Consider the following 17,131-nt stretch of genomic DNA (forward strand, 5'->3'; position numbering starts at 1 on the left):
TGCCGCTCTCCTTATTTGCCGTGATAGGCTTGGCTGAGGGCGAAGCTGTCCTCGAACCAGTTCCAGAGCACCACCTGACCGTCGCGCACCTTGGCGCGCAGGGCAAAAGTGAACTCGCCGGTCTCCTGACCCGAATGGGTGGTGATGCCGTTCATGCGGCCAAACACGGCCACCGTATCGCCCGAGGCGAAAGCATCCTGATTTTCCCATTTCGTGACCTGCAGATTGGCCGAGAAGACGCCGAGGAATTCGAAAATCGCTTCCTTGCCAACGGTCTCGCCGATCCAGGGCAGGCTGGTATCGCCTTCGTTATGCCAGACCATGTCATCGGCAATAAGGGCGGACATCGCCTCCATGTCGCCGCTGCCCATGGCGCCCATGAAGGCCATGACGGTGTCGAAGCTGGCCTGCGAGGTGGCATCCATGGACTGGGCGCTCGCATGGGAGGCGAGGCCTAGGGGCAGGGCCGCGCCGAGGGTGGTCTTGATCAGGGTTCTGCGCTGCATGGGGATCTCCGCATCTGGCAGTGGGGGTAAGAGCCGGGGCGGCATCACCTGCCGGCCCCGGCTCGGTTGTTACTTGGTCCAGTAGTCCGCCATGAGCGACAGCAGGAACTCGCCCGCATAGCTCGGGAAGGCGGCCTTCATGCCCGCGATGGCGTCGTCCGGCGTGGCGGCGGCGGTGATCACCTCGTCCATCTTGGTGACAAAGGCGATGGCCGTGTCGAGATCGCCGCGTGTCGTCGGCAGGCCGTGGCCGACCAGCAGCGTGTCGAAGGCCGGATCATCGCGCAGCCCTTCCAGGGTCGCGATCCAGTTTTTGCGATCTATGCCCGGGGCGAAGAACACGCCGTTATAGACGAGGTCCTGCACGATCGCGGCCTTCTGCTCGGGCAGGACGGTGACGACCATATGCGGGGCTTCGTTGTTTTCGTAGTGGCGAAACTCCACGGGCACGCCGCCAATCTCGGTCATCCCGATCTCGAGATCGGGACCGTCGAGCACGCTCGAGGGGGTGCCGAACTGGCCGCCCGCGGCCTCGGCGGCCACGGCTTCGCGGATCTGCGGCAGGGTGGCGAAACTGGCCCCTTCGATCAGGGGCGAGCCGCCCCAGTGGTCCGGATGCTCATGGCTGAGCACGGCCATGGCGATGGGCTTGCCGGTGGACTGGATCAGCGCCGACACCTCTTGCGCGGTGGGGGGCAGCATCGTGCCATCCACCACCAGCAGCCGATCGGCAAATTCCACCACATGGGAGGTGACATGCACCGCTTGCGGTGGCGACACATAGGTGTGGAAGGTCACGCCGCCGGTGGCAAAGCTGTGCACGGTCCCGGGGGGTAGGGCGCCTTGCGCGCGGGCAACCGAGGGGACCAGCGCGCTGCGCAGAAGCGTCGCCGCCCCGAGGGTCAGCGCGGTGCCTTTCAACAGGTCCCGGCGGGACAGGTCAGGGGAAGAGGGCTGTGTCATCGCGGATACTCCGATCTTGTTCGGTTCTGGGTCACAGGTCGAAACGGCGGCGCGGCGGGCCTTGGCCCCTTGCGCCTCGGAGCCAATCTATTGACGGGGGTCGTTCTGGATTAGACAGTAATTGCGGAGGGAACTATTCCGCTGAGGTGAACAATGATCGACAAGCTGCGCAGTATCGCGATTTTCTCGACCGTGGTGCATCAGGGGACGTTCCGCGGCGCGGCGCTGCATCTGGGGCTGGCCCCTTCGCGGGTCAGTGCGGTGGTCTCGGATCTGGAACGGGATCTCGGGGTGACGCTGCTCTATCGCTCGACCCGGCAGTTGTCCCTGACGCAGGAGGGGCGGATCCTCCACGCCAAGGCGCAGGAGATGCTGGCCGCCGCCGAGACCGGGCTCGACGCGATCAACCCGCTCTCGACCGAGCCGAGCGGCGCGCTCCGGGTGTCGGCCCCGGCCTTCGTGACCCAGACCGCGCTGATGGACGACATGGCGGCCTTCGCCAAGACCTATCCCAAGGTCGCGCTGGAGCTCTATTTCACCGACCAACAGCATGACCTGATCAAGGACCGGTTCGACGTGGCGATCCGCGCCGGCTGGCTGTCCGATAGCGAGCATCTGACCCGCAAGATCGGCGATGCCGACCGTCTGCTGGTGGCGAGCCCGGACTACGCGGCCTCGAAACCCGCGCCGACCCATCCCAGCGATCTGGAGAGCTGGGACTGGGTGCGGTTCGCGGTGCGCCCCGACCAGACCGAGCTGACAGGCAAGGATGGGACCGTGGTCTCGGTGACCGGGCAATCCCATGTCACGGTCAGTTCGGCGGATGCGCTTTACGAGTTCTCGGCGCGCGGGTTGGGGGTGACAGCGATCCCCGAGCATCTGGCCTGTCGCGGCTTTGAGCGCGGGGATCTGGTGCATGTCCTGCCGGACTGGTCGCTCAAGGCGCTTGGCATCTTCGCGGTCTGGCCGGACCAGTCGCGCCGCGAGAACCTGACCATGCTGTTCGTGCGCTTTCTGGCCGAGCAGGGGGCCTGCACCGATCAATTGGGCAAGTCGTCGTAATCCGAGACCAGCAGGCGGAGCGGGGCCTCGTCCTCTTCCACCTTGGCAAAACGCCCGATGGGCTCGCGAAAGATATTGTCGGTCAGGTCGTCATTCACGGTCGAAACCTCGCCGATCAGAACCGGTCCGCCCTCGCCCCAGAAGGCGTGCCAGTCGCCCGGTTGCAGGGTAATGCTCTCGCCCGGGGCCAGTTTCAGCACCTCGCCCGGTGCAAAACGACGCGCGATCCCGTCACAGATCACCTCGCCACCGCGATCCTCGGCGAAGTTGCCCTGATCGTCGGAGCCATAGAGCTCGATCGCCAGCGTCGCACCGCCGCGATTGATGATGTCCTCGGTCTTCACGATATGGGTGTGCATCGGCGAGAGCTGATCAGCCTGCGAGATCAGAAGCTTCTCGGCATAGACCATGCCGCGCCCGCGTTCGAGATTGGCCAACTCCCCATTGCGCATGGTGAAGAGAAACAGCCCCATCTCGTCGAACCGGCCCGCACCGTAATCGGTGATGTCCCAGCCGAGCCGGGCCCCGGTGATCCGGCCGATATCGGTGCGGGTGCGGAAGGTCTCGGGCGCCCAGTCGGCAAAGGGAGGCAGGACAACTCCATGGCTGGCCATGAAGGCCGCGCCCTCTGTCAGGACCTCGTTGATACGCGATCGTTTCATGCGGCCAGCTCGTAGGTGTTGAGGATCTCGATCACCATGGCGGCGGTCCATGTGAAATGGGGGCCGCCACAGGGCTCGGCGGTGATCGGATCGTGATATTCCGCAAAGCCGCTGGTCTCGATCAGCCGCAGGCAGTCATTGATGATGCGCGGGATGATCTCGGTCTCGCCCGCCCGGGCAAAGCCATCGGCGACCATGTAATTGACGATCAGCCAGACCGGCCCCCGCCAATACCGCAGCCCGTCAAAGGCTGGATGCGTCGGGTCGTGGCTGGGGATCAGGTAGTTGCAGCTATCGGCCAGTGTCTCGATCCGGCGGACGAGGGCGGCGGCCCGTGCCTTGGGGATCGGGGCGAAGGTGGCGAGGATGCCGCTGATCGAGGGGCTCTGGATCAGCGCGCCCTGACAACGATCATAGCAAAGGTACTGGCCCATCTCGTCGCTCCAGAGCGTCTTCATCGCGGCGACGCCCTTGGCAACCATCGCACGGGACGCCTCGGCGATCTCGTCCATGCCAAGCCGCGCGGCCAGATCGGCCACATCCTCGCAGGACCGGATCAGGATCGCGTTGAAGCCGGGATCCACCACCTTGAAGGGGGAGGCATCATGCAGCTTGGTATTGTCCCAGCCGAGGCTGCGGAATTTCTGCACGAGCCAGATGTAGCGCTTGTATTGCTCATCCGTGGGCCGGTGGGCCGGGTTGGCATGGGTCGTGTCGCGGCGCACGAAGGCGCCGACGCCCTCGGTGGGCACGCGTTCGAACGCGGCGTCCCAGTCCACCGAATTGTCCCGCCCGGATTCCCACGGGTGGAGCAGGGCGACAAGCCCGGTCCCCTCCGGGTCGCGGGCCCGGTAGAACCACTCATGCCAGGCGTGGATCTTGGGCAGCAGGGCGCGGGCCTGCGCGCGGGCCAGCCCCTTGTCGCGGGCCCGGTCATGGATGCGGCGGACCGCAAAGCCCGTGACCGGGGGCTGGGTGATGCCCGTCGTGGGGACCGTGCGACCGGTCCCCCAGACATCCGGGCCGGGGAAGTAGCCATCATCGGGCTGGTGAAAGATGATGTGCGGCACCATCCCGTCTTCCCATTGATGCGCCATGAGCGTCTCGATCTCGCCCCAGGCCCGGGGTTCGTCGAAATGCGCGAACCCCAGGGCGCTGAGCGCGGAATCCCAGTTCCACTGGAACGGGTAGAGCCCGTGGGTGGGCACCGTATAGGTGCCCCTGTCATTGTCGCTCAGCACTTGCCGCGCGTGCTGGAGCATGTCGGTATGGTTCATGCTATTCATGTCACTCTTCAGGGTCAGGCCACCGCGAGGGTGGTTTCCGGGTCGAACCAACGGATCCGGTCCGGCATGGGCGAAAGCTTCAGCGTCTCGCCCGGCTTGACCTGCATCTCGCTGTCGAGGATCGCCCGGAAGAGGTTGCCGTCCAGATCGCAGGTCACCAGCAGATGCGCGCCAAGGGGTTCGACCACCTTCGCCACTGCCGGCAGCCCGTCCTCGGACAGACGCATATCCTCGGGACGGATGGCGAATTGCAGGTTGGCATTCGCCGCCGCAGGCCCGTCAAAGGAATGGCCCGCCACCGAGAACTTGCCACCGCCCTGCGGTGTGGCCGCGAGGAAGTTCATCGGCGGGTTGCCGATGAAACCCGCCACGAACTCGGCGGCCGGGTTGCGGTAAACCTCGATCGGGGAGGCCGCCTGCACGATCCGCCCCTGATGCATGACGCTGATCCGGTCGGCCATGGACATGGCTTCGACCTGATCATGGGTCACGTAGATCGCGGTCGTGTTGCTCTCGGCGAGCACGCCCTTGAGCTCGGCCCGCATCTCCATCCGCAAGAGCGCGTCGAGGTTCGACAGGGGCTCGTCCATCAGGATCACGTCCGGCTCCATCGCCAGCGCACGGGCCACGGCCACTCGCTGCCGCTGACCGCCTGACAGCTCGCCGGAATAGCGGCTCAGAAGCTGGTCGATATGCATCAGACCGGCGGTCCGTTCGACCCGGCGCGTGACCTCGTCATCGGGCAGTTTCTGCATGCGCAGGCCGAACCCGATATTTTCGAACACGGTCAGGTGCGGGAAGACCGCGTAGTTCTGAAACACCATCGAGATCCCGCGATCCTTCGGCGCCAGGTGATCGACCCGGCGCCCCCCGATCCAGATCTCGCCTTCCGAGGCGGTCTCCAGCCCGCAGATGATCCGCAGAAGGGTGGACTTGCCGCAGCCCGAGGCCCCGAGCAGGACCATGAACTCCTGGTCCTGAATGGTGAGGTTGATGTCATGCAGCGCCTGGTAATCCCCAAAGCGTTTCGCGACGTTCTTGATTTCGATAACAGCCATCTCTCTAGGCTCCTTTATCTGGCAACCGCGTAATCAGCGGTTGGCGATGCCCCACATCGCGAAGAGGTATTTCCGCACGGCGAAGATGAAGATCAGCGCCGGCACGACGAGAATGAACCCCCCTGCGAATTTCAGGTGCAGAGGCGAGGTGTCGAGGTTCTGCAGAAGGAACGCGGTCAGCGTTCGGTTCTCGATGGTCAGAACGGCGGCGGCGAAGACCTCGTTCCACGAGATCACGAAGGCGAAGATCGCCGAGGCCGTGATCCCGGGCAGAACCAGTGGCAGGATGACCTTCTGGAAGGCGGTCAACCGGTTGCACCCCAGGGTCCATGCGGCTTCTTCCAGCTCGATCGGGATCCCCGAGAAGAGCGAGAAGGTGATCAGCACCGCGAAGGGAATGGCGAGCGTGGTATGCACGAGCGCGAGCCCGAACACCGTGTCGTCGATGCCAGTGCGGATGAACATCACCGCAAGCGGCAGCGCCAGCAGGGGCAGGGGAAAGGCCCGGGTCAGCAGGATCAGGAGCCGGAACAGCTCCTTGCCGCGAAACTCGAACCGCGAGAGCGCATAGCCCGCCGGGGCCCCGATCACGATGGACATGACCATGGTCATCGCCGCCACCAGGATCGAGTTCTTGAGCGCCGTCAGAATGCCTTCGAAATTGGCAAAGAAGGTCAGGCTGCTGAGGTCGAATTCTGGCACGAAGGATTTCGGGTAGGAGTTCACCGCTTCGGGGGAACTCAGGGTGTTGATCAGCAGAAAGTAGAGCGGAACAAGCACCCAGGCGCAGAGCAGGACCACGGCCGTGATATAGACATAGCGTCCCGCTTTCCTGGAATCTGCCGCCTTTTCGACGACATCTGTGGTTGCAGCGGTCATATCGTGGCTCCTTTCGGAACGCGCAGCGCACGCATGATGATGAGGGTGAAGGCGATGGAAATCACGAGGATGATCAACGCGATGGCCGCCGCCGCGCCGCCATTGAGCAGCTCGAACTGATAGGCATAGGTCTCGCCCATGAGCACGGGGAACAGCGTTCCGCCGAGGGCCTGGACAACTGCGAAGACCTCAAAGGCGAGGATCACGCGCAGGACCAGCGCCGTCTGCAGCGAGGGCCGCAGCATGGGGAGGGTGATCTTCAGGAACCGCTGCCAGGGCGTGGCGCCAAAGACCTCGCCCGCCTCGTAGTATTCCTTGGGGATCAGGCCGATGCCCGCCACGAGGATCACGAGCATGATCGCGGTCGCCCGCCAGATCTCGGCCAGCATGATCGCCACGAAGACCATCACGGGGCTGGTATAGCTGAGGAAGTTCGTCGGACTGTCGATCAGGCCGAGCCCGCCCATCATCGAGTTGAGGAAGCCGGACTGCTCGAAGATCGCGAGCCAGATGATGCCGGCAGCGAGATCCGAGATCCCCAGCGGGATCGTCCAGATATACAGGATCATGTCCCGGCCCTTTTTCATCTTCGTGACCATGGTCGCCATCAGAAGCGACAGGGCCAGCTGCACGGGCACAACGGCCAGGGCCAGCAGGAAGGTGTTCTTGAGCGAGATCGGGAATTTCCAGTGCGTGGTCACATCCCGGAAATTGTCCATGGTGAAGCCGGAGCCGTTGCTGAACGCCTGCTGTGCCACCAGAACGAACGGGTAGAGAAAAAACAGGCAAAGAAAGAGCGTGACCGGCAAGATCAGGAAATAGGGTAGTAGTCGCGGGTTCATGTGCCGCCCCCCGGTTTACGCCTAAGCGCGGTGTATCAATGAGAAGTTGGGCAGTTCGGACCGGTGCGCGATCCGAACTGCGGTGCGGGGGCGCGGCGCGTGGCAGCGCCCCTGCGGGAGGATTACTCGACCGGGCAGGCGCCTTCGGAGGGCGCATCAGGTGCCCAGCAGGGCGCGCCGGTGTCGTTCATGATCCGCACGAGGGTTTTCTTTTGATCCTCAAGCACGCGCTCGATGGGCTGACCGGCCAGCACGATACGCTCGAACGTGTCCACGAAGACCCGGTTGAAGTCCCCGCCTTTGTTGCCGAGACCTGCGGGCAGCAGGCCCGGGTTCGCATCGGGCGAGGCGCTCATGATCGCAACCGCATTGCCCGCAGCCTTTACCGACGGGGGCAGGTCATCGGGCAGGTCCACATCCACGACCGGGAAGAAGTTGGTCGCGCGCAGGGTGGCCACCTGCGTCGCGGGGTCCATCAGATGGGCGATCAGCGCCTTGGATGCCTCCATATCCGGCGCGGTGCGCGGAATGGCGATCCCGGCGATCACCGGCATGAACCCCCGACCCTCGGGCCCTGCGGGCGCGGGGAAGGCCACGAAATCATCCGGGCGCTCGTTGAACGCTGCGGCCAGTCGCGAGGTGTGGTCAAAGGCGATCCAGACATCCTCGTTCAGCAACTGCTCCTGCAGGAACGAGAAGTTGGTGGAGCCGGGATTGGTCACGGCCCAGAGCTCTTTCATCTTCTCCCAGGCCGTCACGGCCTTGTCCGAGGCAAAGGTGCGCACCACACCATCGGTGTAGGACGGGTACAAGTAACCTTGGAAGAAGCGGTGCTTCAGCCCCTTGGGCCCGGCCGGGAAGCCGAACTTGGCGGATCCGGTCGCCTCTTTGACATTGGTCGCCCAGGCGATGAGCTGGTCATAGGTCAGGGTGTTGATATCCGCGCCCTCGGGCAGATGCTCGAGCGCCTTGGTATTGGCCGCCATGATGTAGCTGGCCTGCATCCAGGGGATGTATTGCTTGGCGTCCGTGCCGAGCTGCGCGAGGCTGTTGAACGTGTCGCTCTGCGCCCCGAGGCCGAGCTCGTCCAGATCCACGAGATCATCCGTGCTCATGGCCGAGAAATCGCCGTGCAACGCCCCCAGAAGACCGATCGAGCCCGACCCGGCCTTCAACTCGGCATTCAGGCGGGTCAGCCACGGACCTGCGTCATTGGGCTGGTAATCCACCTCGCCCGCACCATCCAGAACCTGCTCGCGCACAGCCTGGGCTTCTTCCACCGGCTTGGCCTGGGTCGACCAGAACAGAACCTCTGCCTGAGCGGCGGTCGCTGCAACCAGCAGCGCCAAACCCGAAACGGCACCGGCAAACTGAAACTTAAGGGTCATAATCTCCTCCCAATTTGAACCCTAGGGGGACAACTCATGTCGCCTCCCTCCAGCATCGCGGGGCGGCCATGGGCCCGTCCGAGATGCGTCGTGCGTCCCTGCGCGGTCATTCACCTGGGTGAGGGGCCGCCGCGGAATCTGCCCTTAGGGTGGTATAACGTTATACCTCAGGTCAAGAAAAATTCTCGATACACGGAACCGCAGGGCGAGGGAGGATATCTATTGGTTGTTTTAATACGAAAAGTCGCAAAAACTGCGCCAGAGATGTGGTTAAACGATGTATCTGATATATGCTCAGATCGGATGCGGCTATACTTGAGCGTCCCTTGGATCACCGTCAGAACAGGAAGACCCGCGATCATGTCCGTGAAGCCCAAGCTTGAAACCGTGGCGCGCGAAGCTGGCGTTTCGGTGGCGACTGCAAGCCAGGTGATGCGCGGCACCGGGCGGATCTCGGAGAAGACCCGCAAGCGGGTTTTGCAGACCGCCAAGCGGCTGAATTACGTGCCTGACGGACGCGCAGCCTCCATGCGTTCGGGCGAGAGCCGCGAGATCGGATTTGCCATCCATCAGATCGCCAACCCGTTCAATGCCGAGGTGATCAGCGGAGCCAGTGACCTGCTGGAAAGCGAGGGCTACCTGCTCTCGGTGCTGGATGCGCGCGACGATGCGCTGCGCCAGCGTCAGCAGCTGGAGGCCTTCATCCGCAGCTCTCGCGCCGGGTTGCTCTGGGTTCCGGCGCAGGACACGCCGCGAACCACCTATGAGCTGCTGGCGACCCATTCCCTGCCGACGGTGACTTTCCTGCGCCGGGCCGATGTGGACAGCATCGACCATGTGGGGATCCAGAACGCCGCCGCGACCGCCATCGCAACCGAGCATCTCGCCGATCTCGGCCATCGCCACATCGCCTTTCTTGGCGGGACCGCGCAGGTCGAGGTCCGCAACGAGCGGATCGAGGGCTATACCCGTGTTCTGACGGAGCGGGGGCTCGGCGCGCCCATCGTCTGGGACTCGGAGGATGACAAGCCGTCGGGCATGCAGGCGATGATGGATCTGCGCGCCTCCCATCCCGAAATCACGGCGATTGTCTGCAACGGCGACATGGTGGCCATCGGCGCATCTCTGGCGCTGATCCGCATGGGGCTGGAACCCGGCAGGGATGTCTCGATCGTCGGTTTCGACGATATTCAGGACGCCGGCATCGCGACCCCACCGCTCACCACCATGGCAATCTCGCCCTATGATCTGGGCCGCAAGCTGGCCCGGGTCGTGGTTGATCGGATCAAGGAACCGGACATGCCCGCCGCCCTGTCACTTGTCCCGGCGCGCCTCGTGGTGCGGGGCACGACCGTGCCGCCCCGCGACGCCACGGATCCCGCGCGGGGCTGACCCAAGGTCACCCGGACCGACCTTCGCGAGACCTGAGGGCGCGGGCGAAAATCCCGTCCCGCAGGCCGTTGACTTGGTCCGGCCGCTAGGGTTAACGGAACCCAGCTAGCAGCAGCCAGCCTCCCCAAACATCTCAATATGCACACTCAACGGAGGCTCTCTGATGGGACGTTCCCCCTTGGCGATTTTCATCGCCACTACCGCGCTGACCTCACCGGCGGTTGCGGCCACCACCCAGGCGCTGTTTTCCGACCAGACCACGGATCAGGTGATCTATGCCGCTGATCTGAACGGCGATGGCGATACCAATGATGCGGGCGAAACCAAGGTGTTCTTTGACGCCGATGATGCCAGCGGGCTGGTGGCGCCCACAGGCAACGTGATTCAGCTCACCCAGTCCGAAGCGGGCGATGTCTATGTGGGCGATGGCGCCAGCGACACGGTCTACCGCCTGCGCGATCTGAACGGCAATGACACGGCGCAGGACGCAGGCGAGGCTTCGGTCTGGTTCTCGTCCGACAATGCCAATGGCTTTGCCCTGCAAACCGCCAACGGGGTTGCCGTGGGCGGCGATGGGGCGGTCTATATCGTCGAGGCCGATACAGTCGGCAACCCGGCGGGCGACGTGGTCTACCGGACCGAGGACCTCAACGGTGACGGGGATGCGAACGATCCGGGTGAGAGCGCGATCTGGCTCGACCTTGGCGCGCTGGACGCGTCCTCCTCGCCCTTCGAAATCGCGTTTGACGGCGACACGGCCTATATCACCGACACCGCCGGGGGCAGTCCGCGGATCTACCGGGCCGAGGATCTCGACGGCGATGGCACGATCGGCGGGGCCGAGGTGGTCGAATATGTCGCCCAGGGGGATGCGCCCTTTGCGCTGGCCCTCGCGGCGGAGGATGGTGACCTCTTTGCCCAAGACCTCTTCACCGATGGTCTGATCCGCTACACGGATCTCAACGGGGACGGCCTGATCGATGTGAGCACCGAGGCGTTTGAGCTCTGGGATCCGTTGGGCTTTGTCGACGGGGCGATCTTCGATTTCGCCATCGAGGACGGGCGGGGCCTGATCCCGAGCAATGATTTCAACGACAATGACGAGATCCTGTTGCTGACCGATCTGAACGGGGATGGGGATTTCCTCGATGATGGCGAGACGACCAGCCTGCTTCTGGCCAGTGAGCAGGGCAGCCTGCCGCAGCGCCCGCGCTCGGTGCTGTTTTATGACAGCATGGCCCCGGTTCCGCTGCCTGCGTCGGCGTTGCTTCTGATCGGGGCGCTCGGGCTGCTGGGCGCACGGGCTCGGCGCCGGGCATGACCCCTTGGCTGGCGGGGGTGATCCCGCCAGCCTTTTGATTTTTTGCAGTGCTTTACGGGGCGCAGTTCAAGTGGTTTCTGAGGTCATACATGGGCTCGGCCGTTCCATCCTGTGCAGCAGGAGAAGCGCCGTCAGCGCGAGCGCCGTTGCCAGTACAAAGCTGGCGACCATGGCGGCACCGGCCGCACTGTCCATCGGGTAGGTTTCTGCGACCTGTGCGCGGATCCCGAGAAACAGCGCGGTCATTCCGCCCGCACCCAGCACGAAGCCGATATTGCGCGACAGGGTGAAGAGCCCTGCCGTCACCCCTTGCTCAGCGGGTGGGGCCGCTGCCATGACCCCGGTTGTGAGCGCGGCCTGCACCAACTGATACGCCATGGCCAGACCGGCAAAGGCCAGTGCGAAACCCGGAACACCGAAGAGCACTGGCAGGCTCGCCATGGCCAGCGTGGCCGCGCAGAGCGCGCGCGCGCCCCACAGCGCGGCCCGGCGCGGGCCCAGCCGCTCGGTCAGCGCGCCCGCAGGCACTCCGCTCAGGGTCGAGGCAACCGGCCCGATGGCCATGCAGAGCCCCATCTCGCGCGGGGCCAGCGACAGCCCCTGGGTCAGGAAAAACGGGCCCACCACGAGGATCCCCATCATGATCACCGAGAGAAACAGGTTACAGGTCAGGCTCAGCGCCAGATGTGGGTTTCGCAGTCGTGCGAGCGGAAGCAGGGCGTCCGGGATCCGCGCTTCATGGGCAATCAGCAGCGCAAGCCCCGCCGCGATCCCGAGCAGGGCGGGAAGATGCCACAGGGCGGGCCCGGCCGACAGGCTCGAGAGCCAGAGCACGCCGCCCGCAAGCACCAGTGCCAACAGCACCGCGCCCGGCAAGTCAAAGCCAGCACGGGTCGCTGGGCGGGGCATGGCCGGGATGAACATGCGCGTCGCGACCAGCGCCAGTAGCGGCGCGGGGATCTGGACGAGATAGACGGCCTGCCATCCGAAGCTGTCGGTCACCAGCCCTCCGAGGGCGGGGCCCGAGGCGGTGCCGATGGCCGACATCGCGCCCATCACGCCGACCCAGCGCCCGATCTGGGCTTTGGGAACGGTTGCGCGGACGAGGGCGAGCGGCAGCCCGATCATGGCCGCGGCGCCGACCCCCTGGACGCCGCGGGCGGCGATCAGGCCCCACAGGCTGCTGGTGCTGCCGGCCCAGACGGCTCCGATGGCAAACAGGGCAAGCCCGATGGACAGAACCGGGCGTGCACCGAACCGGTCGCCGGCCCGGCCTGCGGGCACCAGAAGCGCCGTGATCGCCAGCAGGTAGAGCGAGACCACGAGGTTCGGGTCCGGTCCGGGCTCCGGAAAGGCCAGGGCGAGGGCGGGCAAGGTCACCGCCGCGAGGCTCATGGCGGAGGCGGCCGAGACAATGGCGAGGGCGGGGCCCATGAGGCGGGTCCAGACCGCGCCTTTGGGCGCCGGGGCGGAGAGGGGAAAATCGGGGGAGGTGTCCATGCTTTCTGCCTGTCTTGAATCATCGGGACAGGCAGTCTACGACTTGAAGTCAGCTTTAGGACAAGGGGGCCGGGATGGATATTGCCGAGGTCGCCGCGCAGAGTGGTGTCGCCCCCTCAGCGCTGCGGTATTACGAGAAAATCGACCTGATCCGTTCGACCGGGCGCAATGGGTTGCGCCGGCAATACGACCCGGATGTGTTGCACCGCCTTGCCCTGATCTCCATGGGCAAGACGGCGGGGTTCGCGCTGGATGAGATCGCGGCGATGTTCCGTCTGACCCCGACGCTGGAGCTGCCCCGGGCCGAGATCGCGGCGCGGGCCGCAGCGCTGGAAGAGGAGATCGCCCGTCTCGAGACCCTCGCGCGGATGATGCGCCACGTGGCCAGCTGCCCGGAGGAGAACCATATGGACTGCCCCCGGTTCCGCACCATGCTGCGTGCGAGCCAGCGCGCCCTCACGCGGAGCTAGCTGCCCGGTGCCCCGTCGGACGGGCCGTAGTACTGCATGATTGTGTCGAACCGCCCATCGACCCGCAGGGCGGTCAGGTCCTGATCCAGCGCGCCTGCATAAACCAAGGCGCTTTCGAGCGCGGGGGAGACGGCGAGGAATAGTCTGATTGGCTTGAGGAATCCTGCGAGTTTCAGGTCCTTAGCTAGCCCCTGTTACTGCATTAGGCAGGGGTTGGTGATGCGGTTGGCCAGAAAGGCGTCGATCCGGCTCTAGGCGACCTTCTCGGGATTGCGCCGGGCGGTCCTGCCCCCCTTGAGCAATTGGACCCGGTTGGCAGGGGCGTCCATCTACGCGCTGAGGACCCTGTATTTGCTCCCCCCCCCCCCTGATCGCCCCGATCGAGATCGCCTTCAGCGAGGCGATCTCGTCAAAGATCCAGTCACTGTTCGTGTAGACGACAAAGCATTGCCGATCCACACCGGTCGAGACGCGGTGCCATCCATAGTCGCGATCCGGCGCTTTCTCGATATGCAGAACCCCGTCCTGCGCGCCCTGAGTGATGTCCTTGAACTGTCCGGCAAAGGGTTGCGGAGCAAAGAGCACATCGTAGACCTGATAGACCAGCCGGTCCCGCACCAGCTCGGTGGCAAAGCCCGGCGCGTCGGGCAACAGCACCGCGATCTCGTCCACCCGCACATTAAGGATGGAGAGGAACTGCGAGACCTGGAACACCAGCCCCGCGACCCTGGAGAACTGCAGGGATCAGCCAGTGGCATCCAGCGATTGCACGATGTAGAGAAAAACCCGGAGCCCGGCACTGGCCACTCAGGTGACCTTGCCCAGAACGATCAGAACATGGGCGGGACCTCTGCTCAGGGCGTCGCTCAGCTCGGCCTCGAAGCTTTCCTGCTGGCCTGGCATTTCGTTGAAGGCGGTGATCTCCCCGCCCTTCTCGTCACGGGTTTGCATCGGGTTGACCATCGAGGCCGCCTCGGTCCGGATCAGAAGCGCCGTGCGTCCCCGAACTGGGTGGTCGCATTACAACGGGTCACTGCTTCGATCACGCTGAGCACCCCATCGCGCTGAGAAACATCAGTATATTGATGATGCCCAAGAAGCCGTGCCGAACGGAGCGGTGGGCGGGCATCACCGCGCTCATGATTGTCATGCTCCGGGGCAGGGCGGCTCAGGCAGCCGCCAGAGTGTGGTAGCCATCGCATGCCTCCCCTGCCAAAAGGATCAGGCGATCGCGATGCGCTGAACCCGCAGGTCGCCATAGACATATCCCGCGCCGGACACCGCGTTCGGCACCATGGTGGCCGGACGGATCTCGAGCGTCAGGAACAGCACCGCAAGACGGGCGGCAACAGTCACCCCGAGCAGGATGGGTTGCGCCTGTTTCAGGCTGAGCATCCCAGCCCGCACGAGACCCGCTACGACGAAATCCGAGACCGGACCGCTCTGGGTGATGGTGATCATCATCGTCCCGAGCTGCATCCCGCGATTGGGCCGGTCGGTGGAACGCGCGATGGCCCGCCGCAGCTGGTGGCTGGCTAGCTGCCTCAGGTTCTGGCTGAGAACGTGCAGCACAAAAGAAGAAGATCCCAGGCCGGCCGAGGATGTCCGCACTCATGCTGATGGAGAACGGCATGGCGCGAAGATCAGGCCAGACGCGCGTGCGTCAACCGGGCCGATCGGGTTCAAAGGGCCCATGGACGCATCGAAGCCATGCGCGGGACCATCGTCGGGCGCTGCTGTCTTGGTCGGATCAAGGTCGCGTCCCCCTATTCCAGAACGCCCGCGTCCATGCGATTGTCGGCTGGAAACTGTTGCGAGCCTAGAATGCTCTACCTCGAGAACAGGCGTCCTCCGGGCGGTTTGCTCAGGTGGGACGCGCCCGCAAACTACGGCGGAGATCCACTGTTGCCATCCCATAAGTACGGGGCAGCTATGGCCAACTCTGGGCCCTAAGCTCGATCGAACGCGTTGATCTTAGAGCAAGCGAAGGGTTTGGTGTGACCGAGTCCATGGTCAACATGATCGTCGCAGAAGACGCCCTCGCGATACTCAGACATGGGTCAAGAGCCTTGCGAACCAACCGCATTTCCACCTTGTGGCCCAATACGCGAGCTTCGCCGAAGCGGCTTCGCAGCGCGCCGATGTGATGATCACCGACCTGAAAACTCCCGATGAGGATGGCTTCGACCTGATCCGGCTCGCGCGCAAGCAATCGCCCGAAATGGAGAATCCGGTGATCTCGGTGCTCGGCGACAAAGAGAGCGTGGTGACGGCGATCTCGTCCTCGCTCTTGGGCTGTTGCCCTTGCCGAGGGAGATTGCCCTGCTGCGGGTGGCGGAGTTCTCCCAGGGTGATGCGGCCTATTCGGTCACATTGCCGAATGACTGGTGCGCTGACCCCTACCGCCCGCGCGCGGTCGGGCAGTATCGCATTCAGCTGCCGCGCCCCCCGTAGGGGAAGCCTGAGCGTTCTACATACCGGCATCCTCGGGGCTTTTCGCTCACGCGCCGAGCAGCAGCTCACCTTGTCCGGGATCACCCTCGACTGGAAGATGGTCGAGATCCCTTCCATGGCCGGTCAGATCCCTTCGCTTGCCCTGCACATTCTGCGGGTCATGCAGCAGGCGGTGACACGTGCGGTGAAGCATTTCCGGGGCGGATCGCGTGACCATCCGTTTCGCCGCCGACAAGGACCCGTCCATGTAGCTGAACATTACGGTCGAGGATAACAGTACGCGTACCGAAGGCGGCAAAGGCGTCGGGCACGGGCTGCGCGCCATGGCTGAGCGTGCCCGGAGCCTCGGTGGCGACCTCAAGCTGTCCTTCACGGAAACGGGGACCGTCATGCGCCTGAGCGCTCCCACCGAGACACAGGGCAAAACCAGCCTCTCGCGCGCCGCGGAATGCTGCATGGCCCGGTCTCGGTCTGGTTGTGATGGAAAGGCAGTGGCGGTCCCTGAATCCGCCGTGAATATCTTATAAGTATCTGATAATTTTTTGATATTTGAGTGCATTACGAGGTTTATACCACAATAAATACCACGCAATGACGCCAAACGGCGCAGCAATTTGCGACAGTGCAGCTGGTCCTTGTCAGCTCTGCGGCCCAACCGTTCCCATCCTGTGTCAGGAGTGGCGGCAATGGTCCGTCTTGGATGCTTAGTCCAGGCCACTTAGCGGCCAAGCCGTTGCATGGCACGTGAAAAGTGGGGCCGTTCTTTCCAGCATTCAGGAAAGCATCTAGACCGAACTGTAACCATTTCTCGGGGTGGTTTGGGCGTGGTAGCGAAGTCACAATCTTTTTTGCTGGGACGTAGGATAGAGCGGCTTCCGCGACGGTCCTTCGAGTGCCTCCCGCAGCGATCAAGGCACCCCCCTTGGGCGGGGTGATCGGCTGCGCCGCGACACCGAAAGAGAAAGGCGAACGGGCGATGCTAGTGTTGTGCACCTAGCGCACGGTTCCTAGCCTACCTCCGCTGCACCTTCAACGTTTGGACGACTGTCCGAGCGTCTGCCATGCGCAGGTTGCGGGCTTTGCAAAATCCTGCAGCGTTGCCCCAGCCGATATAGAAGCCCATAGAAGACGCTTGTAGCATAGTTGAGCGCAGCAATGCCGCTTGCTCATTCCTGACGCGAGCGCGTTGCGCAGGGATTAAGTAAAGGCTACGAGTTTACTGCTCAAGCATCCCATGTTTGGGGTTCTAGCCAGTTCGGCAAACATTCAGTGTTTTGCGCCACTGTTGCCTAGTAGCTGGAGACTCTAAGATGTAGCAAGATTCTTACGCCGACCTTATTCTTTAAAA

Annotated in this window: 17 protein-coding genes; 5 read left to right on the forward strand and 12 right to left on the reverse strand. The window is 63.9% G+C overall.

Going from position 1 to position 17,131, the window contains the following annotated elements; translation table 11 throughout:
• Positions 1–11: 11 nt before the first annotated feature.
• Together ACP15I_RS01205 and ACP15I_RS01210 are read right to left on the reverse strand one after the other, a co-directional pair.
• Positions 12–506 carry a nuclear transport factor 2 family protein gene (locus ACP15I_RS01205; RefSeq protein ID WP_424973561.1) on the reverse strand — a complete coding sequence of 165 codons (495 nt, stop codon included), beginning with the start codon at positions 504–506 and terminating at the stop codon, positions 12–14.
• A 69-nt stretch (positions 507–575) separates the two neighbouring features.
• Positions 576–1,469, reverse strand: a complete 894-nt coding sequence (locus ACP15I_RS01210) for an MBL fold metallo-hydrolase (RefSeq protein ID WP_424973562.1) — start codon at positions 1,467–1,469, stop codon at positions 576–578.
• A gap of 153 nt (positions 1,470–1,622) precedes the next feature.
• Here ACP15I_RS01210 and ACP15I_RS01215 point away from each other — a divergent pair, with 153 nt between their 5' ends.
• Positions 1,623–2,531, forward strand: coding sequence for a LysR family transcriptional regulator (locus ACP15I_RS01215; protein ID WP_424973563.1), 909 nt, complete (start codon positions 1,623–1,625; stop codon positions 2,529–2,531).
• Here ACP15I_RS01215 and ACP15I_RS01220 read toward each other — a convergent pair.
• From ACP15I_RS01220 to ACP15I_RS01245, 6 genes are all read right to left on the reverse strand, one after another.
• A complete protein-coding gene (locus tag ACP15I_RS01220; protein WP_424973564.1) occupies positions 2,510–3,193 on the reverse strand; it encodes a D-lyxose/D-mannose family sugar isomerase in 684 nt (227 codons plus the stop codon). The two genes, ACP15I_RS01215 and ACP15I_RS01220, sit on opposite strands and share 22 nt — an antisense overlap.
• Positions 3,190–4,470, reverse strand: a complete 1,281-nt coding sequence (locus ACP15I_RS01225; protein WP_424973565.1) for an amylo-alpha-1,6-glucosidase — start codon at positions 4,468–4,470, stop codon at positions 3,190–3,192. Before ACP15I_RS01225 ends, ACP15I_RS01220 begins: the two co-directional genes overlap by 4 nt.
• A gap of 23 nt (positions 4,471–4,493) precedes the next feature.
• Positions 4,494–5,537, reverse strand: coding sequence for an ABC transporter ATP-binding protein (locus ACP15I_RS01230; protein WP_424973566.1), 1,044 nt, complete (start codon positions 5,535–5,537; stop codon positions 4,494–4,496).
• 33 nt (positions 5,538–5,570) lie between these two features.
• Positions 5,571–6,416, reverse strand: a complete 846-nt coding sequence (locus tag ACP15I_RS01235; protein ID WP_424973567.1) for a carbohydrate ABC transporter permease — start codon at positions 6,414–6,416, stop codon at positions 5,571–5,573.
• Positions 6,413–7,258, reverse strand: a complete 846-nt coding sequence (locus tag ACP15I_RS01240; protein ID WP_424973568.1) for a carbohydrate ABC transporter permease — start codon at positions 7,256–7,258, stop codon at positions 6,413–6,415. The genes ACP15I_RS01235 and ACP15I_RS01240 overlap by 4 nt, the downstream gene beginning before the upstream one ends.
• 122 nt (positions 7,259–7,380) lie before the next feature.
• A complete protein-coding gene (locus ACP15I_RS01245; RefSeq protein ID WP_424973569.1) occupies positions 7,381–8,646 on the reverse strand; it encodes an ABC transporter substrate-binding protein in 1,266 nt (421 codons plus the stop codon).
• 360 nt (positions 8,647–9,006) lie between these two features.
• Here ACP15I_RS01245 and ACP15I_RS01250 point away from each other — a divergent pair, with 360 nt between their 5' ends.
• Together ACP15I_RS01250 and ACP15I_RS01255 are read left to right on the forward strand one after the other, a co-directional pair.
• Positions 9,007–10,038 (forward strand): LacI family DNA-binding transcriptional regulator, encoded by a 1,032-nt coding sequence (locus ACP15I_RS01250; RefSeq protein ID WP_424973570.1) that lies wholly within the window; start codon positions 9,007–9,009, stop codon positions 10,036–10,038.
• Between the two features lie 163 nt (positions 10,039–10,201).
• Positions 10,202–11,359 (forward strand): hypothetical protein, encoded by a 1,158-nt coding sequence (locus ACP15I_RS01255; RefSeq protein WP_424973571.1) that lies wholly within the window; start codon positions 10,202–10,204, stop codon positions 11,357–11,359.
• Between the two features lie 66 nt (positions 11,360–11,425).
• On the opposite strand, the gene ACP15I_RS01260 is transcribed toward ACP15I_RS01255, so the two are convergent.
• Positions 11,426–12,859 (reverse strand): MFS transporter, encoded by a 1,434-nt coding sequence (locus tag ACP15I_RS01260; RefSeq protein ID WP_424973572.1) that lies wholly within the window; start codon positions 12,857–12,859, stop codon positions 11,426–11,428.
• A 74-nt stretch (positions 12,860–12,933) separates the two neighbouring features.
• Between ACP15I_RS01260 and ACP15I_RS01265 the strand changes: the two genes are divergently transcribed.
• Positions 12,934–13,329 carry a MerR family transcriptional regulator gene (locus tag ACP15I_RS01265; RefSeq protein ID WP_424973573.1) on the forward strand — a complete coding sequence of 132 codons (396 nt, stop codon included), beginning with the start codon at positions 12,934–12,936 and terminating at the stop codon, positions 13,327–13,329.
• A gap of 180 nt (positions 13,330–13,509) precedes the next feature.
• Here ACP15I_RS01265 and ACP15I_RS01270 read toward each other — a convergent pair whose 3' ends face one another.
• The 3 genes from ACP15I_RS01270 to ACP15I_RS01280 form a co-directional block, all read right to left on the reverse strand.
• A complete protein-coding gene (locus ACP15I_RS01270; RefSeq protein ID WP_424973574.1) occupies positions 13,510–14,043 on the reverse strand; it encodes a hypothetical protein in 534 nt (177 codons plus the stop codon).
• 93 nt (positions 14,044–14,136) lie between these two features.
• Positions 14,137–14,280 carry a hypothetical protein gene (locus ACP15I_RS01275; RefSeq protein ID WP_424973575.1) on the reverse strand — a complete coding sequence of 48 codons (144 nt, stop codon included), beginning with the start codon at positions 14,278–14,280 and terminating at the stop codon, positions 14,137–14,139.
• A 270-nt stretch (positions 14,281–14,550) separates the two neighbouring features.
• Complete coding sequence (locus ACP15I_RS01280; RefSeq protein WP_424973576.1) at positions 14,551–14,901, reverse strand: hypothetical protein; 351 nt, start codon at positions 14,899–14,901, stop codon at positions 14,551–14,553.
• Between the two features lie 574 nt (positions 14,902–15,475).
• Here ACP15I_RS01280 and ACP15I_RS01285 point away from each other — a divergent pair.
• The gene (locus ACP15I_RS01285) at positions 15,476–16,057 is read left to right on the forward strand and encodes a hypothetical protein (protein WP_424973577.1); all 582 of its coding nucleotides are present in this window, start codon (positions 15,476–15,478) and stop codon (positions 16,055–16,057) included.
• Positions 16,058–17,131 lie beyond the last annotated feature (1,074 nt).

Source organism: Dinoroseobacter sp. S124A, assembly GCF_049801015.1.
In the GTDB taxonomy this organism is placed as follows: Bacteria; Pseudomonadota; Alphaproteobacteria; order Rhodobacterales; family Rhodobacteraceae; genus Dinoroseobacter.